We start from the raw sequence: 24,707 nt of genomic DNA, 5'->3' as shown, positions 1-24,707 counted from the left end.
TGGCCGTCCAGCCTTGCCGCCGTCACATCATGACGGCGGTTCCACGAGAGCCGCAATCGTGACGGGACACGGTTGTCCAGGCCGGGCACCACACGCCTGGGTGTCGCACAACCGGCACATCCAGGCCTTCGCCGCAGGTCCGCGGATCAACCCGATGAGCAGCGTCTCGACAAGCTCGCCCAGCGCGGCGCGTTCGGTTGTTGACAGCGGCGCCACGATGTCCTCGAGAAGATCGGCACGTGCGGCCACGATGCGGGTCGCCTCCCCGCGGCCTGCGCGGGTGAGCTCGACGACCGATACGCGACCGTCGGACGTCGATGCCCGGGTGGCGTAGCCCTCGGCGACCAGGCGGTCGACCAGGCGTACCGTCGCCGAGGACGACAGTCCGAGCACGCTGCTCAGCTGATCGATGCTCGGAGCGTCGAGGAAGCGATCGAGTGCTGACAGCGCCGTCGCCGACGACAGCGATCGACCGTCCGTGCTGATGGCCGCCTGCATGCGGTCGGTGATCCGCAACGCCAGCGCGCCGAGCCGGTTGGCGACGGGCTCAGAGCTCGTAGTCAAGGACGTAGGTCGCAGCGCCGCCCAGCGGCGCCTCCATGCGCCCGCTGCCGGCCAGGTTCTCGAATGCCCCGGTGCCGGATCCAGTAACAACGGTCCACTCGCCCGTGGCCTTGGCGCCGTCGAAGGTGCCAATGCTCTGCAACACGAAGGAGCCGGATCGGTCACCGATGCGGCCGTCGACGTGTTGCATGCCGATCCAATCGGCGGTGCCGTCGGGGCGGTAGCACATCTGCCATCGGACGTCTCCCGAGCCCTCGATGTCACCGGTGAAGTGCTGGGTGACATCTGCCTGGGACAGCTTCCTGTTGCCGTCCATCTCCGTGTAGGCGTCCTCGTCCCAGGCCGCGATCTCGAACGTTCCTTCAGCTCGCACGTCGAGTTCCTCCCAAACAGATCAGTGTATGATACATGCATATATCTCCGAGTCAGCAGGCGCGAAACGGCGAGTTGGGCCGATGCCGCACCGCGGAACCCGCCCTCGCCGATCTGGGTCCGTGGCTCCTTCACTGAAGGTGGGTCCAGGCGACGGTGAGGACTCGGTGCGTCGTCAGGTACCCGCGAGGACTTCGCGGAGCTTGCGCGCGAAGGCCTCCGGCTGGCCGGGGTAGCCGGACTCGTCGCCGAGGAAGCCGCCGTGGTGGCTGGGGAAGACCGTCGCCTCCTGGCCGAGCAGTTCGGCGGTCGCCACCGATGTGCGGCCGGTGAAGGCGCCGAGGGACTCCTCGCCCACGGCGACGACGATCCGCGTCGGCGCGGCCCGCAATGCCGCCACGTCGGGGCGGTAGACGATGATCGCCGTCGACCGGTCCGACAGCAGCGGGTCGTCGCGGGCACCGTCATCCTGGGCGGGCATCCCGAACGCGGCGGGGTCCGGCGGCGGCTGAGCGAAGTAGGCGTCGGTGAACTCGCCCTGCCACGACGTCATCGCGATGAACGCCGCCATGCCGGCATTCGACCCGCGCGCGTCGTATGCGTCCCGGACGCCGGCCCACGCGCGCTCGGCGGCGTCGGCGTCGGACAGCACGCACAGCAGCGGTGGCTCGTGGGCCACCAGTGTCGTGACGTCGTCGGGGTAGGTCGCGACGAGGGCGAGCGCCGTCACTGCGCCGCCGCTGCTCGCGAACAGCTCGACCGGCCCCGCGTCGAGCTCGGTGATCAGCGCGTGCACGTCAGCTGCCTGGACCTCGGGCACGTGGTCGGTTCGGCCGTCCCGGCGGACGCTGCGGCCGAGCCCTCGCGGGTCGTAGGCGACCACGGTGCGGTCGGGGAACTGCGACGCGAGCGTGACGAAGCCGCTGGCGTCCATCGGCTGGCCGATCGCCAGCAGCGGCGGCCGGTCCTCGGTGGGTGGCATCGGGCCGTGGACGTCGTAGACGAGGTCGACCTCGTCGGTCGTGAGTGTGTGGGTCTCCATGTCGGTACAGACGTCGGGGCGGGTCAGGACTCATCGGCCGGTCGCGAGCAGACGATCCGATGAGGCGCAGCGGTCGAACAGCTCCGGGCCGTTGCCCGCGGGGCCGAGGGCCGGCGACCAGGTAGCATACCAGTAGCATCTCCGGTATGAAGATCAGTGTGAGCCTGACGGACGACGACGTCGAGTACGTCGATGTCTACGCCCGGCGCCGAGGGATCAATTCGCGATCCGCAGTCATACGTGAAGCGATTCGACTGCTGCACGCAAGTGAGCTGGGACCCGACTACGCGGCGGCCTGGGACGAGTGGCCTGAGCACGACCAGGAGGCGTGGGATGCCACCGCCGGGGACGGCCTGACGGCGGATGCGTAGTGCGTCGAGGTGACATCTGCACCGTCGACCTCGAACCGGTGCGCGGGTCACAGGCGGACAGGCGGCGACCGGCGGTGATCGTCAGCAACGACGGCGCGAACACCACCGCGGCGCGGCTCGGGCGTGGGGTGGTCACCGTCGTCCCGGTCACCTCGAACATCAAACGGGTCTACCCGTTCCAAGTGCTCTTGCCTGCGCAGGACAGCGGCTTGCAGCGGGACTCCAAGGCGCAGGCCGAGCAGGTGCGCTCGATCGCGGTCGAACGCGTCGGAGCGACGATCGGGCGGGTGCCGCCATCACTCATGGACAGCCTCGACGACGCACTTCGACTGCATCTGGCGCTGTGAAGCGCGCCGGTATCCGCGGTTACGGACAGGCGGTCGATGTGCGCGCCGCGTTCCCGCGACCGTCGCGTCCGTGGCCAGCGAGTCCGAAGTGTCCACGAGCGCAACGAACCGTGCGGCGACCGGGGGCCAGGATCACAAGGACCGCGGTCAGTCCGCGACCCAGCCCGCCGGACGGATCGTGCCGATCAGGTCGTCTCGATCCATTCGCGACCTGCCGGCGATGTCGAGGTCCCGGGCAGCGGCCAGCAGCGGTTCAACCGCGAGGCCGTGAAGCGTGTCGGCGGACGCCGGCGGGACGTCCGCCAGCATGAGAACGTCGGGCCCGTACTCGGTGCGGATGACCGCTCTCATGTCCGTTCAACATCGGTCAGTGTCGTGTCGCGGCCCAGGAAGTCGGCGTACCGTGCGGCGGCGGCCTGCAACGCGGCATGTTCGTCGGGATCCAGATCGCGGAACAGGTTGATGTCGAAGCTGACGTGACCGGTCCGCAGCGTGCGCCGCATGCCCCCGACCATCTGAGCGTCGACCAGTGCCATGCCGAGGTTGGCGGGACGCCCGGGCGGCACGATGCCCGCGATGTCGAGCACGCCGCGCGAGTCCTGGTAGCCGTTGTGGTACTCGTCGAGGATCTGCAGCAGATGGGCGCGCGGGTTCAGCGCCGGATCGGTGCTGAGCGGCGGGTCGGCGAACCAGAACGTGCGGCCGTCGTGCTCCACGCGGTCGAGCTGGTCACCGGCCGCGGCGAGGCCGGCGCGGATGTCGGTCAGCGTCATCGACGCCCAGTACGACAGGTCGCGTTCGGTCGCCGGACCGTGCCCGGTGAAGTAGCGGCGGACCAACTCCGCGACGGCCTCGTCACGGTCGAGGCGGGGGGCGGCCGGGGCCCGCTCGTCGAGCAGCGCGTAGGTGTGGTCGGTGCCCTTCATCGCGCCGCTGCAGATCAGCGCCGCCGTCTCCGCGTGGTAGACGTGCACACCCAGACGACCGTTGTCGGTCGTGATGCCGGCGTCCCGCAGCCGGGCAGCGAGCTCGTCGCGGGTCAGGTGCGTCCCGCCGGACAGGACGTCGACGATGACCGCGGCGGAGTGTTCCAGCATCGCGTCGTCGATCCCGGCCGACCGCTGGACCTGCCGCAGCTGTGGGCGGATCCGGGGGCCGGTCAGCTCGACCAGCCAGCGGATGTCCGCCGGCAGGACGAAGTGCCACGTCGGCCGCAGGACGTGGGTGCGCAGGATCTGCCCGGCGTCGAACAGGCGCTGGAACTCGTCCTCGGTGGCGCCGCGTGTCCGCGCGGCGACCGCCCACGAGGCCTGCGGGTGGTTCTCCGCCTGGACGCCGAGCAGCCCGCCGACCGCCGCCGTCGGTGACGCGAACGGCTCACCGGCCAGGCGGAGCGTGTGCATGCGCCAACGCGCGATCGTCAGGTCGTCCATCGCTGTTCGCACCAGTCTCGCGGATTCCACCGGTGCTGTTGGATGAGGAGGAGTTCCGCCAGGCGGCCCTGTCACACGAGGTGATCGTCGAGCCCGTCGGCAGCGGCATTCCTGCTGTCAGCAGGTGTGCCCGATCCGCGACTCGGCGAGGCTGTCGATCGCGTTCGTGGGCACACGCCGAGACGACGGGTTGTCCTGACCACGACCGCCGTTCTCAGTCGGCGCTGGCCGCCCCGGCGTCGGGCGGAACGACCATCACCGGCGCGGTCGCGTGGCGGACGCAGTGCTGGCTGACCGAACCGAGGAGCATCCCGCTGAAGCCCCCGCGGCCACGGCGCCCGACCACGAGCAGCCGCGCCCATGCGGCGGCGTCGAGCAGTGCGCGGGCCGGATGCCGTGCGCTGAACACGGTTGGCGTCACCTTGTCGGGCAGCTGGTCGTGGCCGATCAGCGCGAGCTCGTCCGCGAGGTGGGACTCGGCGGCGTGACGCCAGTGCGCGAGGGCCTCGTCGTACGCACGCTGACGTTCCTCGATGCCATGGCGTCCTTCGGGCCACAGCACCCCGGTCCACACGGCGGCGTCCACCGTGGACTGGCTCCGAGAGCGTGGGGCCATCGTGGGTGGTGGCGGGGGCACGAGGATGGCTTCAAGTTCGCAGTGCCGCAGCGTCGCCTCGTACGCAGCTCGACGTAGTGCCGCGCGCGCATGCGACGAGCCGTCGACGCCGACGACGACCTTGTCGTCGCGGCGGTCGGGATCTGTCGGCTCGGGGACGACGACGACGGTCGTCTCAGCGTGCACAGCCACCTGATGACTGACCGAGCCGAGCAGCAGGCCGCGCACGTTGCCCAGACCGCGCGACCCGACGACGAGCATCGTCGCGTTCGCCGTCCTGCGGACCAGTGGCCACGCGGGCGCCCCGTCCCGAAGGACCTCCGACGTCGTGGGCACGCCGGCGTCGGCACACGAGGCGAGTGCGTCCCTGAGGATCGCCTCGGCGCGTTCCGTCGCGACGGTCTGGAGGCGTTCCCCGTAGGCGTCCCGCAGAGCTGCCCCCGCCGTCAGCATGCCCGAGAACTGCCGGACGGTCACGACGGTGAGCTCGTCGCCCGTCCGCCGAGCCTCGTCGACCGCCCACGACAGCGCGGTGTTCGCGCCATCCGATCCGTCGACCCCGACGACCACTTCACCCATCACGCTCACCTCGTCCGCGGTCACGACGGGCCCACTGCAGCAGCATGCCGCCACGTGGCGACCGGCGCAGGGACGAAGGTCCCACCGCGCGTCGGCAGGTGATCCGTGCTGGACGAAGGTGGCGCGGCGTGGGCCGAGGCTCAGGCGTTGTCAGGATCTCCGAGTCGCTCCACGAAGGCGTCGGAGCCGGGGATCAGGTAGCCGACGCGACCGTCGTCCGCCCAGCGGACGACGTACGGGGGTGTGCCGTCCGGCCCCCGCACCTCGAGGATCTCGGCGTCGCGGTCGGGTTCGCCGACCCGGTGTCGTCTGACAACAAGCCGGTCGCCCGGTCGTGCGTGTAGCGTCTTCATGGTGGTGCTCCCGTGCCGGTGGTCGCGGCGTCGACGGTGGCCGAGATGCTGCCGTTGGCATCCCTCGACGAGTGGGATCGTGTGTTGCACAGCCTCGTCGCTCCCCGCGGTTGGGGCAAGGGCCTATGTCCCGGCCACGCCTTGCCGGTTCGCCTTTCGCCGCCACGCCACGCCTGGCAGAGTGACTGGCGTCGCGAGGCAGTGCGACGTCGAGGTCTAGCGGCGTCGTCCGTACCGGGAGCCTGAGGATCCACCGCCGGCCAGCGCGCCGATGCCGAGCATGAACCCGAAGTCGTACCAGTTGCCGCTGTTGTGCACCTCGTAGATGTTGATGTCCTCGATGAACAGCGAGATCAGGAACGTCACGGGCGCGATGACGCCGTGCCACAGCCCGAGCCAGAAGCCGGCGATCACCCGTTCGGCGTCAGGTGTGCCGACCTCCGGGTTCACCCCCGGCGCACAGCCGGCCACGAGCATGAGCAGCAGCAGCGCGATCACCCAGCGTCGACACATCGGCATCCCTCGGACTCGTTCGGACTGCCGGGCACGGACAGCACCCAGTCACATCATCGCGCGGGCGCACCCGGCACGATACGTCCATGCGACCGGAAACCTCGGGACATCTGGTCCGTCACGGCTCGCACGCCGAGGGACCCCGCAGCTCCAGGACCACCGACCTGGAGCCGCGGCAGGCGGGCACCGTGAGGTGTCGGTACGACCCTGAACCCAACGGATGACGATCATCTACGCTCTTTCGTGACGGCGGCGCCACTCGCAAAGGAGACGCGCGTGACCGACCGGGGCACGTCGAGGCCGCGACCTCCGCCCGACCGGCCCACCAGGGCCTCACCGCCCTCGTCGGCACGACGGACCACCACCGTCTGGCAGGTCCTGACCGCGGTCTTCGCCATCGCCGCGGTCGCGCTCGCGATCTGGGTCTTCACGCTCTACAACGATGCGCGGTCCGACGAGGACATCGCCACGTCGGAGATCATCTCGCTGCAGACCGAGGTCGAAGGCCTCACCGAGCAGGTCTCCGCGCTCGAGGACGAGAATGCGACCCTCGCGCAGGACAATGCCGCGCTGCGGGACGAGATCGCCGCGGTCGAGGAGGACAATGCGGCGCTCGAGGACGAGAACGCCGGCCTGCAGCGGCAATCGCAGCAGCTGTCGCAGGAGGCCCAGCAGGCCATCGATCAGGCGGTGGCGGCGCTCGAAATCCTCGCCGACGAACGACAGATCGGCGACCAGCAGGTCGCCGACAGCACCGCCGCGCTCCAGGCCGCGAACGACGCGCTGGCCGATGCCCGGGGCGACCTGGAGACGGCGGTGGCGGAACGCGACCAGGCGGTTGCGCTGGCCGAGACCGCCCGGACGTGCGCATCCGGGGCGATGACCGCGGTCGGGCAACTCGGCGAAGGCGACATCGACGGCGCGACTGCGTCCCTGACGGCCGTCGCGTCCGCGTGCGAGGCCGCGTTCGCCGAGGACAACCAACCGCAGCAGTAGGGACGCGGCCGTGGCTACACCAGCTCGTGCTTGTAGGCGTAGGCGGTCGCGGCGGCGCGGTTCGACAGGCCGAGCTTGGTGAACATGTTGTTCAGGTGCCGGGCAACGGTCTTCTCGCTGATGACGAGCTCATCGGCGATCTCCCGGTTGGTCAGCCCTGCGGCGACCAGCCGGATCACCTCCACCTCGCGCGCGGTCAGCCCAGCGGCCCCCTCGGCCCAACCGCCGCCGGTGCGCTCGCCGAGCCGTGCGAGGTCGGGGCGGGCGCCGACCTCCGTGAGGACCTCCCGCGCCGCCTCCTCCTCCATGCGTGCGGTGTCGTCGTCGCCGAGCTGACGGCACGCCGCCGCCAACAGCACCCGCACGCGGGCCACCTCGTAGGGTGCCCGCAGCTCGTGCCAGAACGACTGCGCGCTATGCAGTGCGGCGACCGCGGTCCGCGGCTCGTCCTCGGCCAGACGCACGGCGCCGTCCGCCTGCGCCGACATGGCCCACAACAGCGGCTTGTCGAGCTCGGCGGCGATCTGTGACAGCTCGTCGACGGCAGTTCGGGCCGCGTCGACGTCGCCGGTCGCGAGCATGATGTCCACGCACGCGGCGAGCACCTTCGCGCGTTGGCCGAGTTCCTGCGCCTCCTCGACGACGCGGCGGATCGCGCCGCTCGCGTCGTCGAGCCGTCCCTGCGCCAGGCGTAGGAGCGCCAGCCCGGGATGGGGGCCGCGACCCGCCCGGCTGGCCAGGCGGTACGTGCGCTCGGCGTCGGCGAACTCGCCGCGCAGACGGTGCAGCTCCGCCCGCTGGTAGTAGGCCATCCCGATCGCCGGCTGCCCCGGCGGGTCGGCCAGTCGCGCGCACGCGCGTTGCGCCTGGGCGATCGCCGTGGCCCAGTCGCCGCGCATCTGCGCCAGCTCCGACCGGTGGACCAGGCACTGGCCGCGGTAGGGCACGAGATCGGGTTGCGCGTCGCACCAGGCGCTCAGCGCCTTCGTCCACTGCTGCGCCCGACGCACATCGAGGAGCCGCTGACATTGCAGGATCACGCCGCAGTAGACGATCCCCGCGACCACCGTCGACACCTCGCCGGTCTCCACGGCGACCATCGCCTCGTCGAGGGACCGGACGGCCCGATCGGGCTGGTGCATCCCGATCAGCGCCTGTCCCGATCCGAGGCGACCGAGCGCGCGCAGGTCCGGCTCGTCGAATCGCTCGGCGACGTCGAGGGCGCGACCGAAGAGCTCGTACGCCGCCGTGGCGTCACCCGCGCCCAGGCGCGCCAGCGCCGCCGGGAGCAGCAGGTAGCCCTGCTCGACGCAGTCGCGTGCTCCGTCGGCGACCAGCCGGTCCGCGCGGGCGATCCAGCCGCCGCCGCGGACCTCCTCCCCGCGGTTGATCAGCATGAACCCCAACCGGAACGCGCAGCGCGCGGCACGCTCGACCTCGCCGGTCTCCACGGCGACCATCGCCTCGTCCAGTGACCGGACGGCGCGGTCGGGCTCGTCCAGCGCGATCAGCGCCTGTGCGGCCCCGAGCCGCCCGAGCGCCCTGAGGTCCGGCTCGTCGAACCGGTCGGCGGCGTCCAGCGCGCGGTCGAACAACGCGACGGCCTCCGCCGGCTCGCCGGCGCCCAGGCGTCCCAGGCCCGCCGGGAGCAGCAGGTAGCCCTGCTCGACGCAGTCCCGTCCGATCTCGGCGACCAGGCGGCCGGCACGGCCGATCCAGCCGCCGCCGCGGGCCTCCTCGCCGCGGTTGAACAACACCAGCCCGAGCCAGTACGCGCAGCGGACCGCCTGCTCCACCTCGTTCCGGTCGACGAACCCCTGGTGGGCTCGTGCCCAGGCGTCCTCGCACTCGGCGTCCCGACCGGTCAGGTAAGCCGCGCGTGCCAACCGGTCGAGATCCCCCGGCGCCAGGGCGTCCTCGGCATCGACGGCCGACAGCTGCGCGTAGGCGACCTCCCATTCGCGTCGCCGGAACGCCTCGCGTCCACGCTCCAGCATGTCGACCATCGTCATCGCCTCCCGGCGGTGCTGGCGGACCCCACGGCCGCCGTCCCCCGACGACGGGCCGTCGTCAACCCTACGGGATGCCCCGCCCCGCCCCAAGGGTGGTCCCAGGAGACGACGACGCGCCCGCGTGACGACAGGCACGTGCGTGCCCCGGTCCGTCCGTCGCCCGGTGCCGCGGCCCCGCAGTGACGACGGTCGCGGTCAGGTCGAGCCGGACCCGCGCGCGAGGGCGACGAGACGTACCCGCAGTTGCTGTGCGAGGTCAGGGTCGACGTCGCCGTCCTCGACGAGCTGGTCGAGCTTCTCGCGGAGCTTGCCCACCTGCTCGCGTGCCTTGTCGGGCTTGTCCTCGCGGCCCTGCTTGACGACCTCGGCGATGCGCTTCTCGATCTCCTCGACGCCGCGGGCGCTGATGCGACCGTCGGTTCGCGCCTGGACGACGAGGCGTCGCACCCGCGTCACGGGTGACGCAGGGCCCGTGGACCGGTCACCGGTGCCAGTGTCGTCGGTGCCGCCGCTGGATGCGCCCGCTGTGTCGTCCCCGGCGGCATCCCCAGGGGCGCCCGCGCCAGCGTCATCGTCGGCACCGTTGCCGCCGTCGTCGCCACCGCCGCCTGCGGCGACCGTCTCCGGCGACGACCCGGCGTCGGCCGTCGGCGTCGGCCCCCAGGCGCCGCGCAGCCACAGCAGCGCCGCGAGCGCGACGGCGGCGGCGATCAGCACGGCAGGCCGCCGTCGCGGCGACCGCTGCGCGGCGCGCCGTGACGACGCCCCGTCGGGTGGCGTGACGGCGGCAACCGGCTCGGTCCGTGTGGGAACGAACGCACGAGTGCCGCCGGCCATCGCCCACGCCGTGCCGCCGTCGGCGATCTGACGGAGTCGGGTGCTGACATCCTCGGCGTTCGGCGGTCGTTCCCCGGGATCCTTCGCGAGCAACCGCGTGACGAGTGCGTCCAGCGCGTCGGGGATCTCGGGACGCACGCTGTGCACCTCAGGCGCCGGCTCGTGGAGGTGCTGGGACAGCACCGCGGCGATCGTGTCGCCGGTGAACGGCCGGTGGCCCGTGAGCATCTCGAACAGCGTGCATCCAAGGGCATACAGGTCGCTGCGCGGATCGGGACGTTCCCCGCGCGCCTGCTCGGGTGCGATGTATCCGACCGATCCGTGCACGGATGTCATCGTCAGCGACGCCTCGGTCGCGCGCGCGATCCCGAAGTCGCTCAGCTTGACGACCCCGTCGGCTGCGAAGAGCACGTTGGACGGTTTGACGTCGCGATGCACGATCCCCGCGGCGTGGGCGGCGGCCAGCGCGTCACAGATCTGCGCCGCGACATCGGCCGCCTCCGGGACGGGCAGTGGCCCACGTTCGCCGATCCGCGACGCCAGCGTCGGGCCGTCCACGCGCTGCATGACCAGCACCGTCACGCCGTCGTGCTCGGCGACGTCGAACACCGTGACGATGTTGGGGTGGTGCAGCGCGGCAGCGGCCCGCGCCTCCCGGCGGAACCGCTCGGCGGCGCGCGGCTCGTCGTCCGCATGCCACGAGGAGATCTTGAGCGCGACCGACCGGTCCAACGTCAGATCCGTGGCCGCGTACACGGAGGCCATGCCGCCGCGCCCGAGTCGTGCGTCGACCCGGTAGCGATGACCGATCACATCACCGGGCCCAACTGGCACCGCGCGTCGTTCCTTCGTGGATGCGGGTCGTCCTCCGGCTCGCAGCCTAGCGGTGGTCCGCATCGCGCGGGAGCGCACGGTGTCGGACCGATCGGCAGGCGGTGGCCGCGCGTCACCGGCGCGGTGCGCGCGTCAGCGACCGGTCAGCTCGTCAGGTGGTCCATTGGCGGGAAGGGCGGTGGACGGCAGCGACTCGAGCATGATGCTCCGCTCGACCGCGGCAGGGTCCGCCTCGGTCGCATCCACCGCGAACCGGCATTCCACCTCCACGTCCCGACGTCCAAGGTTCGACACGGTGATGTCGTAGGTGATGTCCCCGTCGTGCCCGCGACTCGGAACCACCATCCATGCGACCGTTGGGTCTCGGAGTGCGGCTTCCCGGACGATGACCGCCCAGTGAACGTCGGCATCCGCGGGCCATCCGGCCGACGTCCACCTCTGCCGCGAACGTGGGCGCACCGTGCCTCGGAAGGCCACGCCGTCGATCCAGTCACACCGCTGCGGACGGTCGTCATCGTCGTCGATCAGGGGCTCCGGCTGGACCTCCAACCGGATGTCCAGTCCACCGACCAGTTCTTCGCGCTCGGACTCGAACTGCCGGACGCGAACAGGAAACGTGTCGCCGACGCCGGCGTCCGGCGGGCGATCGAACAGGAGGTACGCGGTCAACGACTGGGCGGGCTCCAGCACCAGTCGTCGCAGGGCGGCGTGGACGTCTGCGGTGGCGTCGAACATCGCGCCGCTGCTGAGGACAGCGTCGATGTTCCCGAGCGCCTCGTCGGTCCACGCCGCGTCCCACGTGTTGCCCGCGTCGTGGTCCCGGCGCACACGACTCCGAAAGTCACGTGCCCACTCCCTGAACGGAAGGAAGTCCGTCCCGCGCTTGAGGCCCTCCGCCAGGTCGGTGAGGTCACCGTCGGTCTCCACCGGCGGCAGGTACAGGCGGACGTGCCCGCGGTAGCGACGTACGTCGATCTCGAGGTCGAACAGCTCCGGCCCGCCCCGCCCGGGGTTGTGCAGCCGGAGCGGCACGGCGACCGGTGCCGGCGTGGGGACCGTACCGGTGAACTGCACAACGGTGAGGTTCTTGTGCGCAGCCTTGCGCTCGCCTCTGCTCATCTGGTCGGTGTTCACGACCGTCGAGGTGAACGGGTCGTTGGCATGGTGCAGCAACGCGAGGACGCAGTGGTGGTTGTTGCCCGCGAGGTTCGCCGGCGGCGGAAGAAGATCGGACGTCAGGTCGAAATCCGCGATCTTCGGGGCGTCGGGCCTGACATCGTGCAGCGTCGTGATCCCCACCGTCCGCCAATCCATTGTCGTGATCGGGGTTCCCGCCTGCACATCGGCTGCCAGGGTGGCCGGCAGCGGGGGCAGGCCGGTCGACGCGTTGGCCAGCAGCAGCATCACGCGCACGTTGTCTGCCGGCCCGGTCCCGCGGTTGTGCACCTGCACGTACACCTTCGTCGTGATCGTCGCCGTCGCGTGCGTCGCGACCCCGCGCGCGTCGTCGGTCAACCCGTCGGTGAAGTCGAGGAAGTCGATGCCACCGACGAGGGGGAACTCGTAGTCGCCGCTCACGTCGGGCGTGTCCAGCTTGATGCCGGGGCCCCGCCAGTGCGCGACCGTCTGGCCCTGCCGGGTGGGGTCGTCGAGCCCGTTGACCGTCGTGTACCGACCCTGGTCGAGCTGGGTGTCCCGCACGTACAGCTCGATGCCCTGCTTGTGGGTTCGGTCGAGCTCGACCTCGTACATGCCGCGGCCGAACGTGCTGCACCGCAGCAGGCGCCGACCGGCGTGGATCTTCAGGTCCATCACGCCCGCGTCGGGCAGGCCGGCCGAGAAGGCAGCCCAGTTCTGGCCCGCATCGGTTGACCGCCACACCCCGATGTCCGCCCCGGCGTAGACGATCGAGGGATCGGCCGGGTCGACCACGATGGCCGTGTGGTTGACGTCCAGCAGCTGTGCCGCGGCGGCGCCGGGCGGTCCGGACCGCTGCTGCCACGTCGTGCCGTTCCAGTGCCACACGTGGCGGTAGTCACCGGTACCGCCGTAGGTCACGAAGATGGACCCGCCGGTCGGGTCCGCGGGATCCTCCGCGATGTCGGTGACCGGCGCCGCGAACGGTAGCTGGGTTGTTCCAAGGTTGTCGATGCGGGTCGGAGCGCCCCATCCGCCGGCACCTTCGTCGTAGCGGTACACCCGGCCGTTCATCGTCCCGGCGAACAGCCGGCTCGTGCGGGTGAACAGAAGGCTGCGGATGCGAAAGCCCGGGTCCGTGCCGAGGTTGTCGCCGGTGGTGTTGCCGGGGATCGAAGCCCAGCTCGTCCCGAAGTCGTTCGTCACCCACACCCTGGTCGAGCCGAGCGCGACACGGTTGGCCTGCGCGGGCGACGCCGGGTTGAACGGCGTGCCGACCATCGGGTTGTAGAAGAGCACGCCTTCGTTCATGGCCAGCGGCGGTGACACGTCGTTGTAGCTGTCGCGAAGGCCGCCGTTCGTCGACCGCCGGACAACGCCGGAGGTCCAGATGCTCAGGACGCGATAGGGGTTGTTCCAGTCGATCACCTGCGCCCCGCCGTCGCCGTGCGAGGAGTACAGCCACGCCTCCTCGCCGGTGTAGCGGATCCCGCCGTTGTCCTGGCTGCCGGAGAACACGACGGCCGGTTCGGTGGGATGCTGGTTGAAGCTGTTGAGTGTCAACGTGACCAGGCCGGTGTTCCGCGACCGGAAGATGTTGCCGCTGCCCGCCGGATTGGCGGAGTGGAACACGCCGCCGTCGCAGCCGACCCACAGACTCGTCGCGTCCCCCGGTGTGAACCGGGCCCGGTGCACGTCGGCGTGGATCGATGCGCCGATGTACGTCGCGGTCGCTGAGGGAACGGTGCCGCTCACGGTGATGGCACACCGATACATCGACCCCGACCACTCCCCGGAGCTCGCCGCCGTCGAGCCGCCGACGAACACGCGGTTCGCATCGTTGGGATCCACCTCGACGGCGTTGTCGTACGATCCCTGCCCCCGCCGCACCGTGGGGTTCGTACCGAACAGGGTGGCGGGGACTCCCGTGACGAGGCGCCACGTCCCGTCGGCGGTGTCGAGGCGGTACAGCCCGTGCAGGTTGCCGCTCAGCGCGGTACCCGGCGGTGGTGCGGGAGATCCGGCGGGATCCCACAACGCCGCGAGTGCATAGACCACGGATGGGTCACCGGGTCGGGCGGTCAGGCTGATCCGGCCCATGCGGTTGGTCGGGAACCCGGTGCCGACGGTGGTCCACGTCGCGCCATCCGTCGACGCGTAGATGCGGCCGCCCCACTCAGCCGCGTAGAAGGTCGTCGTGCCGCCCTGGCGGCAGGCGACGACGCTGGTGACGAAGGCGAACACCGCGCCGGGCAGCACCTTGCTGTCCCAGTGGAACCCGCCCGCACCGTCCGGCTCGCGGCGGTACAGGCCCCGCTGCGTGGCTGCCACGACACGCTGGCTGTCGCCCGGGTCTACCGCGAGCGCGTAGAACGCACTGCCGCTGAGACTGCTGCTGCCCGGTGACACGGGCTCGGTGACCCAGTTGGTCCCCCCGTCGGTCGACACGACGGGCCCGACGCCGAAGTACGCCGAACTCGCACCCTCGCCGGTGCCGACGTAGACCGTGTCCTGTGCGGCTGTCGCGCCCGGAACCACTTCGAGCGCGCCCACCGCGAGTGAGTCCGACGCCGCCGTCGTCGGGTTGAGGTCGAACGCGTCCATCAACGAGTGCCAGGTCGACCCGCCATCCTCGGAACGCCACACCCCGCCGTTCGCCGAGCCGACGTAGATCCGGTCACCCCCGGCCAGCGGCGCCAACCCTGCCACCCGCCCGCTCGTCGCCGGCAGCGTCGCACCCTGTCCCCTGCGGAGCACGGCCGGCCCGATGGGTACCCAGGAGTTGGCCGGTGGCGCAGGCGGTTGCTCGCGTGGCTGGTCGGGACGCGGAGCATCGCGGCGCTCGGCGGGAGGTGGCGTGAGCTGGGCGCGACGACGCGCGTGCGCCTCGTTCAAGGCCTCACGCCGCCGTTCGGCGACACCGTCGGACGCAGGGATCGCCTCCCGGGAGCCACCGGGAGTCGAGGGCGTCACGGGGCCGTGGGGCTCACCACCGCGACCCTCGCCACCGTCGTCACCTTCGTCCTCATCCCCGTCGTCACCTTCGTCCTCGTCCGCCGTGACGTCGGCCTTGTCGACCATGCGCGCCATGCGTTCCTCGAGGAACGCCCGGTCGCGCTCGTTGGGTCCTTCGAGTGGCTCGATCCGCTCCGGAACGTTGTTGGCATCCTCTGGCGTTGGCATGGCGCCACCTTCCTCGAGCGATTGGCGACACGGCCGCGTGCGGATCGTCGCCCGTTCACGGGCGAGTTGCTCCGCAGGTGGACGGGATCACGATGCCCCGCGCATGGTGACGTGGTCCGACTGTCCGCCACCGGTTCGTTCATGTCAAGCCGTCCGGCGTGAGTGCTCGGACGGTGACATGTGATGCATCCGGGGCACTGTCGGTGCGCGCGTCGATTCACCAGCCAGTGCGCGAGATGGTCCTTCTTCGGTTGTGCGCCACTGCCCACACGAGCATCTTCCAGCGAGATCGTTGGATCGCCTTCTACGCCGGGACGGGGTCTGGCGCCGCCTGCGTGTTGGCTGGCACGCCATCGACGGCGAGGTCCTCGCCACCCTGCGCTGTGGTGGGCTCCTCGGCGCCGGCGGCGGTCACGGCGCTCGCGGCCGCGATGAAGGAACTGAACGTCGCTCCGAACATCGCCGTCGCGGCCGTGACGCTGACGCCCCACGAATCACTGCTGAAGTACGTCGCCATCCAGACGCTGACGGCGGCCGCGATGCCCGTACCGATCGACATCAGCGCGTTGCGGCTGAACAACCAGTTCTGGAGGCCCGCGAGCGACAGATTGCCTTCCTGTGAGAAGCTGCCGCGCAGGAACCACAGGTACAACGTCGCGGGCAGGAGCATCAGGAGCAGCAGCACGCACACGAACTGCCACCACGGGTACGCGAGCGACACCGTGAAGGGGATGTCGACCCGTTCAACCCGGGGATCGACGACGCTGATCGTGCCGAGGTAGGAGCCGGGACTTCCCAACGCTGCGCTGCGCCGATCGAACGCGACACGCAGGAGCACACGATTCTGCCGCACTTCGGCGTCGGCGGTGATGTAGTCCTTGTCCAACTCTCGGCTGACGGACGCGTCTGCGAACTGCCCGATGCGCGTCTCGAGTGGACCGTCCGGGATGACCAGGCTGAAGCGCGACTGACCAGCTTCCTGCGGGACGCTGGCCTCGTACTCGATCTCGCGGATCCGTTGTGACAGGTCACGATGGAACAACACGGCCGAGAGGTTCTCGGGATCGCCGCGTGGCGTCAGCTGTGCCGGTACCTCGGGGGCGGTCGCGTCGTAGCGGTAGTCACTGCCGTGATCGACAGCATGCGCGCCCGCTGTGCTCCGCGCCCGGATGACGTCGTACAGGCCCCAGGCGGTGAAGGCGAGGACCGTCAGCGTCCACAGCGTGGCCAGCCACACGACCCTGCGGTACCTGCTGCGCGACCGTTTCCCCTTGCGACCAGTGTCCCCATCGGCGCCGGCCACCGTCTGCCTCGGCGTGCTGCTCATGATGCACCTCGTGCGTCGCACCGTTGATGGAGAGAGTCCTGGCGACCCGTGCAGATACGTGTGGTCATGCCGCGCTCAGCAGGTCTTCGATGCGGCGCCGGATCCTTCGGCGGAACTGGTCTTGTTCGAGCTTGCCCCGATCGTCGCGCGGCACCGGTTCGATCCGTTCGTTGGCGAAGTCGAACGGCGCTGGTGGTGCGTTCTTCTCCCGGACGGGGATCCACCCGGACGGGGGAGCATCCGGCGAGTTGATCAGTGCGTGGAGCATGCCGGCTTCGAAGATCACGTTCGGGTTGTCGGCATACGCGAAGTCCCCGTCGGTCGTCGCCTCGGAGAAGTAGCAGATGCCGAATCGGGACCGCACGATCTTGTTGGCGATCTGGACCGTGATCGCACCGGACTCCTCGATCCTCGTCCAGTCGATCACGTTCACCTTCTTGTCATAGTCACCGAGCACCTCGCGGATGATCTCCATCACGTCGCCGTCGGCCTTGCTCGACGACGCCACGAACAGGTTCGGCTTCGTCAGGCGAGGGAACTGTGCATCGCCGACGAACTTGCTCAGCTGGGCGACGGCCTTCTTGGTGCTCTGGGCCTGCAGGCGATTGACGCTGCGCAGTTCGATCAGCGTCGAGATCGCGGTGGCAAGTTGCTCCATCTCGCGACGGGCGATGTCAGTCGCTTCGACGTATGCCGTGGACTCGAGGTACATGACGCCGAGCTTCGTCCTGCCGCGCTCGAGCGGCACCATGATCGACGTCCGCATCTCCTTGCCCCGCAGTGGTGGCTGATAGGGCGGCAGCGAGTCGCAGGAGGACCACATGTCGACGTACTCGGCGTCGGGCTCGAGCACCCCGCCGCCCTTCTCGACGACCCACAGCGCGATGCCCCTGTCGAAAGCGAGGCACACCTGTTGCTTGTAGTTGTCGTCGTCGTCGCCGATGGTCGTCGAGCCATCCATCCCGGCACTGCTCCAGATGGTGCGCAGGCCAGGTTGGCCATCCACGCTCGTGAACTCCATCAGGCCGAAGTAGGCCGTCTCGAGCTCGTTTCGCATGTTGTCGACGACGAGGTCGCGCACCCGGTCGAACGTGTCGTCTGTGACGATGTCGACCGACAGCGCGAAGTGCGTCAGCCGCTCAGCAAATGTGGTGATGGTCTCCGTCATCGTGGCTCACCCCGGCGATCGCAGGGTTTCGTGCGGTCGTGGTGGGAGTGAGAGGGCGAGGCTGCGCCGCAGATACACGGAACTTGCGCGAGTTGCGTGGCGTGACGCTATGCGGCGGGCAGGGCGCCGACGAGGTCGGTGCCTGAGACCCCGTCGTCGCCCGGCGGCGTGATGAGGGTCGCCTGTGCGACCGCACCGCCACCTTGGACGATCGCGGCGGCGATCAGTTCCCGGTCGGTGTTGCCGTCGATGACGAGCGTCGTGCGCTCCAGCATCCCGGCCCGCGCCAGCATCGTCAGTTCGTGCCGGGCGCCATCGTTTCCGGCGGCGAACCCTCGAACGTCCATGAGCACGAGGTCGGAGTCGCGCATCAGGCCACGTACGACGTGTCGCCAGGTGTTGTCGAAGCACAGGAACTCCTGGACCCGGTAGCGGCCGTGACGGTCGCGGGTCGCGTCGGTCGTGGTGCGCTGCTGCTCGAACTGCTCCGGCGTGGCGATGAACAGTTGTTCCAGCTTGCCGGCGGCAAACGTGAGGAACTCGTCGGGTTCGACCGTCGTCCGTGCCAGATCCGGGCCACCGATCAGGCGTACGGGTCCGACGTACTGCCAGTCCGTGACGACGCGGCGGAAGAGATCCTCGCTCTGCCTGCCGAGCGAGAAGATGCGCAGGACCAGCAGTCGGGGCGCGGCTGTCATCCGGTGCCTGCCCAGTGGTCGTGACGCGACCAGCCAGAAGGCGATGAAGGCGACAGGGGTCGTCGCCGCCCATGCGAGGGACTCGTGTGCCAGCGGGATGCCCTGGGCGGCCGCGAAGACCCCCCAGACGGCGCCGATCAGTACCAGTTGGTCGGGCAGGCCTTCGCGATACGCGTGCCCGAGCCGGTCGAGCCCGAACCATGCGAGCACGGAAGTGACGAGGAAGCCGATCGCGATCAACGCGACGAACGCCGCAACACCGCCGACACCCAGCCCCGAGGCGATGGTCGCCACGGACATGATGCGCTCATCGGACCCGCCCACGAAGGACACGAGCGCGTCCGCGCCGAGCAGTCCGACCAGTACGAAGAGCACGACGATGACCCCCACGGCCCGAACTGACCGATGGAGGTACGGCGCGACCACGGCGGTCGGGGGTCCGGCCATGAGCAGCCAGAGGAGGACACCTCCCATGGTGTTGCCGGCCGCGGCGGCGAGCGCGAGGAGGATCGCGAAGTGGACCATGACCGCACGCACCACGGTCCCGCGGTTGAAGCCGGAGAGGATCACTGCGGTCAGCACGAGCGGCCAGGCGTACACGACCCATACGATCGCTGTCCGCCACGGGAGGAACTCGATCCCCGCCGACAGGAAGGTCGCCACGGTCAGGACGGTCGCCGCTATGCAGCCCGCCAGCGCGTACCGACGCCAGACATCCCGCCGCAGCAGACGAGCGTCGTCGACCGAGGCTTGTGCCGCCCGTCGCGTGAGCTGGGATGGCTCGTCGGCTGCGGTCACCGTTCCGTCGGCATCTGACGGGACGCGGGTGAATCCCACGTCGTTGATGGCGGGCACCCAGTCGGACGTCGCGTGTGCCGACCTCCGCTGCATCGCGCGGACGACGGTCCTTCTGTAGCGGCGCAACAACCACCAGGTCAACGGCCACGACATGATCGCTGCGATCATCAACAGGCCGAGGACGGCGCCGTTGAGCGCGGTGACACCGGTCATTGCGGAGCCTTCGTCTGCTGCCGTGTCAGGATCATGGCCGAGACCGTCACACCGTCGAGGGCGGGCAGCCCCGCATGGAACCAGACGGTGATGGCGCGACACTGATACATGTCGGCGCCCGACGTCCGACGTGGGCGACCGGACACGTGTGATGTTCAGCGAGCCCCCTCGGAGATGAGGACCCTGATGTCCAACGGGCGCTCGAGGAGCTCATCGCTGCGCTGTGACCAGATGTGCGGGCGACGTGCGGGGACTCCAGTCATGGGCCGTCGGCGGATGCTGTGAGCAGCGACTCGAGGCGCGCTCGCAGGTTCGTGCCGGCGAAGTACTTGGCGATGTCGTGGCGCCAGGTGCCCCAGTTGCTCTCGTGGAGATCATCGATCACGGGAGATCCCCGCCGCTGGTAGTCGTTGGCCAGACCGGCATCGAGCGCCGCGACCGGGTCCAGTCGGTCGAACACGTTGACCCAGTGGCCGCCGCACTTCGGCGGGAAGCCGTCTGACCGGGTCCATTCCGGTTTCAGCCCGTCCTGGATGTCGTCGAGCCCCAGCGGGCTGCCGATCGTCATCAACCCATCGACCGGTGGGCAGCCGTCGACGCGTTTGAGGCAGTCGTAGATGATGACCGTGCCCATGCTGTGGCTGACGACCACGTGCGGCCCGTCGGCCTGCGCACCGGCTTCCAGTGCGTCGACGACCCGCTTGCGGATGGTTCGCTGGATCCGGTACGTCTCGCCGGGGCGAGGGCTGAACTCGGCGTCGAACAGGTAGTGATGTACGTCGCGCAGCAGGATCTTCATCAGCCGGCGCTTGAGCCATCCTGGTAGCGGGATCCGCTCGAAGCCGGTGGCGTCCACGGGCGCTGCGCCGCGCTCGACCGGTGGGGCCACTTCCAGCGGCTCGTCCGTCGCGAACTCAGCGAAGCCGATCGCCGACGCGAGGCCTTCGATGAACCGCGCTTCCTCGCCCTCGGCCTCGACGGCCCAGCGCATGCCGATGTCCGGAACGGACGGATCCTCGGTCCTGCCTGCGGACTCGTACGCGACCTCGGCCCGGCCGGGCGAGGGGTACAGCAGGTCCGCCCAGTAGATCATCGACGACGTCGCCCCGACAGCCGTCAGATCCAGGCCGTGGCCCGCGAGCGAGCCCCGCCAGCCGTCCAACAACTCGTCCGCCGAGGTCTTGTTCCCGATCCCATGGATGAACGTCACGTGTGGCATGGTCCACCTTCCGCCCGCCGAAGAGTCCCTGCGCGGACGATAGTCCAGCGCAGGCCCCATGAGAAGGCGTGTGCTCGATCGCGGGACATACGGCACGTTCGCCGGCGCGCGGCCGGAGCGGGAGGCTGCGGGCGAGGGGCGCTGTCGGAACCGAACGAGCGAGCCGGGGTCGCGATCACGTGGGACGACCCCACGAGCGCTCCCACACCTCCCAGCGCCGGACGACATGCATGCCCGCGCGCTCATAGAGAGCGGGCGCGCCGGTGGGGTTCGCCGCGTCGACGTTCAGCATCACGCGCGCCAGGCCGCGATGCGCGAACACGGCGAAGGAGCGACGCGGCAGGGCGGTCCCGATCCCGCGACCGCGGTGCGTGCCCACGACGCCGAGTTCATCCAGCCAGCCCCGGTCGCTCCACACGTTGGCAGTCAACGCACCCACGGGCTCGCGCCCATCCTTCGCCGCAGCCACAGGGTCGCGTCGAGCGCCGGACTGCGCGCCCGCTCCTCGATGAGGTCGAGGAGGGCCGAGCCGACGCCGCGGTCGCGGTCTCCGGGGTGGACGACGCCCCAGGACTCGACGATCCCCGGCTGCGCGGCGTGGGCCTGGCCGTACCCGATGATTCCGTCCGCACCACGGCAGACGACCCACGCATCGGTCGTGAGCTCGAAGCCAGCCCGGTTCCATTGCGCAAGGAGGAAGTCGGAGTCCAGGATGGCGAGCCCGACGTCATCCATGTCGTCGGCGACGAGCACGGCGGCCACGCGTTGAGGTCATGCCAGGTCGGTCCTCGGACCTCGTACTCCGCCGGCAACGCCATGCCGGAACTGTACTGCTGGCCGACCGTCACGCTGGCCTCACGCGCTCCGGGGGGCCACACGCCATGACCCGCCGGGACGCACGCGCTGCGGCGCCGTCACCCAGCCGTTGCTCCGTGGTCCGTTCGTGTGGGCCGTGTCCGCGGCGCGCGTCTCGGCATTGTTACGACGCACGTCGGCGCACCCGGTAAGCCTGCGTCGCGCAGCCTCCGGTGGCGGAGCGTGGGCCGGCCCGTGGGGTGTGCGCGACGTGTCACCACTCAGCCAGCTTCCAAACCTCTGGCTCGGGTACGTCCGACCTTCCGATGTCGGCGAAGAGCTCGACGGCGCGGGTGAGGTGCGTCCTCGCGTCGTCATGACGACCGAGGGTGTGGAGCAGGTCTGCCAGGTTGTTGTGCAGGGCGGCCTGCCGGTGGCGATCGCCCAGTCGTGCCGCCCGCTGCAGCGCCGACTCCGCGAGCGGCAGCGCCAGGTCGACCGCCCCCGCCCAGGCATGTGCCTGGGCGAGGTTGTTGGCCGCCGCGACCTCGGTTGCCACGTCGTGCGTGCGGCGTGCCAGTGCGAGCGCGTGCTCCAGGTGGAGACGCGCCACCGAGAGGTCGCGTTTGTGCACGACGCCGAGCAGGTTGTGCGCCTCGGCGAGCGCACCCAGATCGCCGGAGGCCTCGGCCGCAGCCAACGCGTCGGTGGCGAGTGCCTTCGCGGAACCATGTTGGCCGAGGTGGTGCGCGACGAGACCTCGATCGGTCAGCAGCCGCGCACGGAGCGCGCCGTCGGCCGCACCTCCGCCATCGTCGAGCGCGTCGAGCGCGATCCCCAGGTGCTGGTCGGCCAGCACCCACTTGCCCCATCGCACGTGGACGGCAGCGATCTGGTGCTCCAGATCTGCGAACTGTTCGTCGCCTGCCAGGGCGACGGCCGCCTCGAGGTGTCGCAGCGCCTCGTCGTAACGGCCGGTGAGCGTGTGCAACTCGCCCAGTGCAGCGTGGATGTCGGCGGTGTCGGGGTGGCCCAGCATCAGCGCAGCCTCGTACTGCGCGACGGCGTCGGGTACCGCGAGCAGATCGCGTGCGCCGCGGGCTGCTCGGTGCGACCAGTCGGCAGCCCGTGCGTCATCGCCCGCTGCCCGGTGGTGGCCCGCGATCATGACGGCGAGCGCAAGGGATCGTTCGGCGTTGACGGTGCTGTCCCGGCGCTCGAGCGCGGCTGCGATCCTGCGGTGCAGCAGGCGCCGGCGGGCGGGGCCCGCCGACTCGTACGTGATCGCCCGCATGCGGCTGTGCGCGAAGTCGTACGCGAGTGGTCCGTCGTCGTGTTCGCCGATCAGCTTCGCCGAGGCGAGCTCCTCCAGCGCATCGGTGGTCTCCTGTTCGGTCCGCCCGCTCGCGCGTCGCACGAGGTCCGGATCAAACGGCCCGCCGATCGCCGCTGCCGTGGTCAGGACCTGACGCGCGACGTCACTGACCGACCCGAGTCGAGCCGCGAACAGATCCCTGGCGCCCGGTGGCGTAGGCCCCTCGAATGCGCGCGCGTCGCGCTCCAGCGCCGCCATGTACTCGACGACCAGCAGCGGTACGCCCTCGGTCGTGGCCATCATCCGGTCGGTCAGCGCGTCGAGGTCCGGTGCCCCATCGCCGGCACGGTCCGCGACCAGTGTGCGCACGGCGACCTCGTCCAAGCGGTCCAGCACGATGGCGCATGCGGCAGCCTGACGGGTCGCGTCGGTGAGCAGACGTCGGAGTCGATGGTCCGCGCGAACGAGCTCGATCCGCCACGCCAGCACCATCGACACCGGCCGGTCCCGGAGCCGGCGGCCGAGGTGCGCGATGACGTCGAGCGAGGACTCGTCCAGCCAGTGGGCGTCGTCGACGATCAGCACGCCTGGGCGGGCTCCGCCCTGCTGATTGACCGCGGCGACCAAGGCTTCGGACAATGCATCGTGCAGCCGCCACGTGGCACCCGGCCCGTCGGCCGGTGGCGGTGGGTTGGCGCGGTCCGCCAGTTCGGGAAGGACGCGGGCGAGCTCGCGTCGCGTGTGCTCGGCGAGCGCCCGCAGGCGTGGGCGGACCCCTGGTCTGCGCAGCGCCTCGACGACGGCTCCGAAGGCGAGCGTCGATTCGTCCTGCCTACACGTGATCCGCACCGGCTGTGGCTCACCGACGGTGCCACAGACCTGATCCAGCAATCGCGTCTTGCCGATCCCCGCCTCGCCCTCGACGACGATCAGCGCGCCGGGCTGTTCGATCGCTTCGGCCAGCGTCGCCAGTTCGTCGTCGCGCCCCACGAAGGGCGCGGCGCGTGATGAGCCGGCGGGCTGCTGCACGGGCGTCGGTACAGGTGCGGCAGCGGCGTGACCTGGTGCAGCGGAGCGCGTGGATGGGGGGAGCCGGTCGGCGACGATGTCGTCGTACAGCCGCGTCGTCTCGTCGACCGGCGGCACGCCGAGCTCCTGTTCGAGGACCCGCACGCACTCGCGGTACTGCCGCAGGGCGGCGCCCCGGCGGCCCTGCCATGTGTACAGCCGCATCAGTGTGCGGTGGGCCGGCTCGTGCAGCGCGTCCAGTGCGAGATGACGTTGCGCGAGCTGGGCTGCCGCAGACAGGTCGCCGTTGAGGACGTGGGCATCCACGAGCAGCGCCAGCAGATCGGCCAGCTCACGCTGCAACGCGTCGGCCGTGCGCAGGGCCCATTCGTCGAACTCGGGACTGTCGCGAAGGCCGAACCCCTCGAGGAACGGCCCGCGATGGAGCACTGCTGCCGCGGTGAGCGGCGGCACGCAGGCCGTGCACGCCACGCCCGCACCGTGCGGATGCGCGGATGCTACCGCGACCGCGTCGCGTGCCGCGTCCACATCGACCCAGATCGCCGACCGGTCGAGTCCGATCGTGCCGCCGTCGGCCGTGAGCACATCCGCCCCGGCGACGCGGCGGATCGTCGACAGCGTGCGTCGAAGCGACGCGTTAGCCCGGTCCGGAGCCGCGTCCGGCCAACCGACGCCGGCGAGGGTCTCGCGCCGGCATGGGCGGCCGGTCACGGCGAGGTAGGCCAGCAGTGCGATGGCCTTGCGCGTGTCGAAGGCCACCACGGCTCCGTCGCGTTCGACGACGGGCGGGCCGAGGACGGACAGCCGCATGACGCGCGCCTCCACCGATGGGGCGGAGCGCGGCTCGTGCAGCATGTGGCCGATCGTCCGGGATCACCTCCAGCGCATCCGTGTGCAGCGTACGCCCGATGACTGCCGCCGGCGTCGTGTCATTGCGCGGCGGTAACGTGCAACCC

At 70.4% G+C, this 24,707-nt stretch carries 21 protein-coding genes; 3 read left to right on the top strand and 18 right to left on the bottom strand.

What is annotated here, in order from left to right:
• Positions 1–27: 27 nt before the first annotated feature.
• From VFZ70_01785 to VFZ70_01775, 3 genes are all read right to left on the bottom strand, one after another.
• Positions 28–564 (bottom strand): MarR family transcriptional regulator, encoded by a 537-nt coding sequence (locus VFZ70_01785; GenBank protein HEX6254518.1) that lies wholly within the window; start codon positions 562–564, stop codon positions 28–30.
• The gene (locus VFZ70_01780; protein HEX6254517.1) at positions 548–937 is read right to left on the bottom strand and encodes a DUF3224 domain-containing protein; all 390 of its coding nucleotides are present in this window, start codon (positions 935–937) and stop codon (positions 548–550) included. Before VFZ70_01780 ends, VFZ70_01785 begins: the two co-directional genes overlap by 17 nt.
• Before the next feature lie 174 nt (positions 938–1,111).
• Entirely contained in the window at positions 1,112–1,978 is an 867-nt protein-coding gene (locus VFZ70_01775; protein HEX6254516.1) for an alpha/beta hydrolase, read from the bottom strand.
• A gap of 146 nt (positions 1,979–2,124) precedes the next feature.
• Between VFZ70_01775 and VFZ70_01770 the strand changes: the two genes are divergently transcribed.
• A complete protein-coding gene (locus VFZ70_01770) occupies positions 2,125–2,349 on the top strand; it encodes a ribbon-helix-helix domain-containing protein (protein HEX6254515.1) in 225 nt (74 codons plus the stop codon).
• Complete coding sequence (locus VFZ70_01765) at positions 2,349–2,696, top strand: type II toxin-antitoxin system PemK/MazF family toxin (GenBank protein HEX6254514.1); 348 nt, start codon at positions 2,349–2,351, stop codon at positions 2,694–2,696. Before VFZ70_01770 ends, VFZ70_01765 begins: the two co-directional genes overlap by 1 nt.
• 147 nt (positions 2,697–2,843) lie before the next feature.
• On the opposite strand, the gene VFZ70_01760 is transcribed toward VFZ70_01765, so the two are convergent.
• The 5 genes from VFZ70_01760 to VFZ70_01740 form a co-directional block, all read right to left on the bottom strand.
• Complete coding sequence (locus VFZ70_01760; GenBank protein HEX6254513.1) at positions 2,844–3,047, bottom strand: hypothetical protein; 204 nt, start codon at positions 3,045–3,047, stop codon at positions 2,844–2,846.
• Entirely contained in the window at positions 3,044–4,129 is a 1,086-nt protein-coding gene (locus VFZ70_01755; protein HEX6254512.1) for a winged helix DNA-binding domain-containing protein, read from the bottom strand. The genes VFZ70_01760 and VFZ70_01755 overlap by 4 nt, the downstream gene beginning before the upstream one ends.
• Positions 4,130–4,343: 214 nt before the next feature.
• Positions 4,344–5,324, bottom strand: coding sequence for a universal stress protein (locus VFZ70_01750; protein ID HEX6254511.1), 981 nt, complete (start codon positions 5,322–5,324; stop codon positions 4,344–4,346).
• Positions 5,325–5,464: 140 nt separating this feature from the next.
• Positions 5,465–5,677: a DUF1918 domain-containing protein gene (locus VFZ70_01745; protein ID HEX6254510.1), complete on the bottom strand. Its 213-nt coding sequence runs from the start codon at positions 5,675–5,677 to the stop codon at positions 5,465–5,467.
• A gap of 216 nt (positions 5,678–5,893) precedes the next feature.
• Positions 5,894–6,196 carry a hypothetical protein gene (locus VFZ70_01740; protein HEX6254509.1) on the bottom strand — a complete coding sequence of 101 codons (303 nt, stop codon included), beginning with the start codon at positions 6,194–6,196 and terminating at the stop codon, positions 5,894–5,896.
• Positions 6,197–6,466: 270 nt separating this feature from the next.
• Here VFZ70_01740 and VFZ70_01735 point away from each other — a divergent pair, with 270 nt between their 5' ends.
• Positions 6,467–7,186, top strand: a complete 720-nt coding sequence (locus tag VFZ70_01735) for a hypothetical protein (protein ID HEX6254508.1) — start codon at positions 6,467–6,469, stop codon at positions 7,184–7,186.
• Between the two features lie 14 nt (positions 7,187–7,200).
• Here VFZ70_01735 and VFZ70_01730 read toward each other — a convergent pair whose 3' ends face one another.
• The 10 genes from VFZ70_01730 to VFZ70_01685 all read right to left on the bottom strand — a co-directional run bounded on the left by VFZ70_01730 (position 7,201) and on the right by VFZ70_01685 (position 24,561).
• The gene (locus tag VFZ70_01730; GenBank protein ID HEX6254507.1) at positions 7,201–9,192 is read right to left on the bottom strand and encodes a LuxR C-terminal-related transcriptional regulator; all 1,992 of its coding nucleotides are present in this window, start codon (positions 9,190–9,192) and stop codon (positions 7,201–7,203) included.
• Between the two features lie 201 nt (positions 9,193–9,393).
• Positions 9,394–10,869, bottom strand: coding sequence for a serine/threonine-protein kinase (locus VFZ70_01725; protein ID HEX6254506.1), 1,476 nt, complete (start codon positions 10,867–10,869; stop codon positions 9,394–9,396).
• Positions 10,870–11,001: 132 nt separating this feature from the next.
• Positions 11,002–15,189, bottom strand: coding sequence for a hypothetical protein (locus VFZ70_01720; protein ID HEX6254505.1), 4,188 nt, complete (start codon positions 15,187–15,189; stop codon positions 11,002–11,004).
• A gap of 304 nt (positions 15,190–15,493) precedes the next feature.
• The gene (locus VFZ70_01715) at positions 15,494–16,516 is read right to left on the bottom strand and encodes a hypothetical protein (GenBank protein ID HEX6254504.1); all 1,023 of its coding nucleotides are present in this window, start codon (positions 16,514–16,516) and stop codon (positions 15,494–15,496) included.
• Positions 16,517–16,580: 64 nt separating this feature from the next.
• Positions 16,581–17,684, bottom strand: a complete 1,104-nt coding sequence (locus VFZ70_01710) for a hypothetical protein (protein HEX6254503.1) — start codon at positions 17,682–17,684, stop codon at positions 16,581–16,583.
• Between the two features lie 107 nt (positions 17,685–17,791).
• Positions 17,792–19,393, bottom strand: coding sequence for a hypothetical protein (locus tag VFZ70_01705; protein HEX6254502.1), 1,602 nt, complete (start codon positions 19,391–19,393; stop codon positions 17,792–17,794).
• Positions 19,394–19,652: 259 nt separating this feature from the next.
• Positions 19,653–20,612: a hypothetical protein gene (locus tag VFZ70_01700; GenBank protein ID HEX6254501.1), complete on the bottom strand. Its 960-nt coding sequence runs from the start codon at positions 20,610–20,612 to the stop codon at positions 19,653–19,655.
• Between the two features lie 175 nt (positions 20,613–20,787).
• The gene (locus tag VFZ70_01695; protein HEX6254500.1) at positions 20,788–21,051 is read right to left on the bottom strand and encodes a GNAT family N-acetyltransferase; all 264 of its coding nucleotides are present in this window, start codon (positions 21,049–21,051) and stop codon (positions 20,788–20,790) included.
• Complete coding sequence (locus tag VFZ70_01690; protein HEX6254499.1) at positions 21,039–21,374, bottom strand: GNAT family N-acetyltransferase; 336 nt, start codon at positions 21,372–21,374, stop codon at positions 21,039–21,041. The genes VFZ70_01695 and VFZ70_01690 overlap by 13 nt, the downstream gene beginning before the upstream one ends.
• Positions 21,375–21,681: 307 nt before the next feature.
• Positions 21,682–24,561 carry an AAA family ATPase gene (locus VFZ70_01685; GenBank protein ID HEX6254498.1) on the bottom strand — a complete coding sequence of 960 codons (2,880 nt, stop codon included), beginning with the start codon at positions 24,559–24,561 and terminating at the stop codon, positions 21,682–21,684.
• Between the last annotated feature and the right edge of the window lie 146 nt (positions 24,562–24,707).

Source organism: Euzebyales bacterium (assembly GCA_036374135.1).
Taxonomy (GTDB): Bacteria; Actinomycetota; Nitriliruptoria; order Euzebyales; family JAHELV01; genus JAHELV01.
Note: the sequence above shows the minus strand (reverse complement) of the source record. Positions and strands in the feature narration are given on the sequence as shown.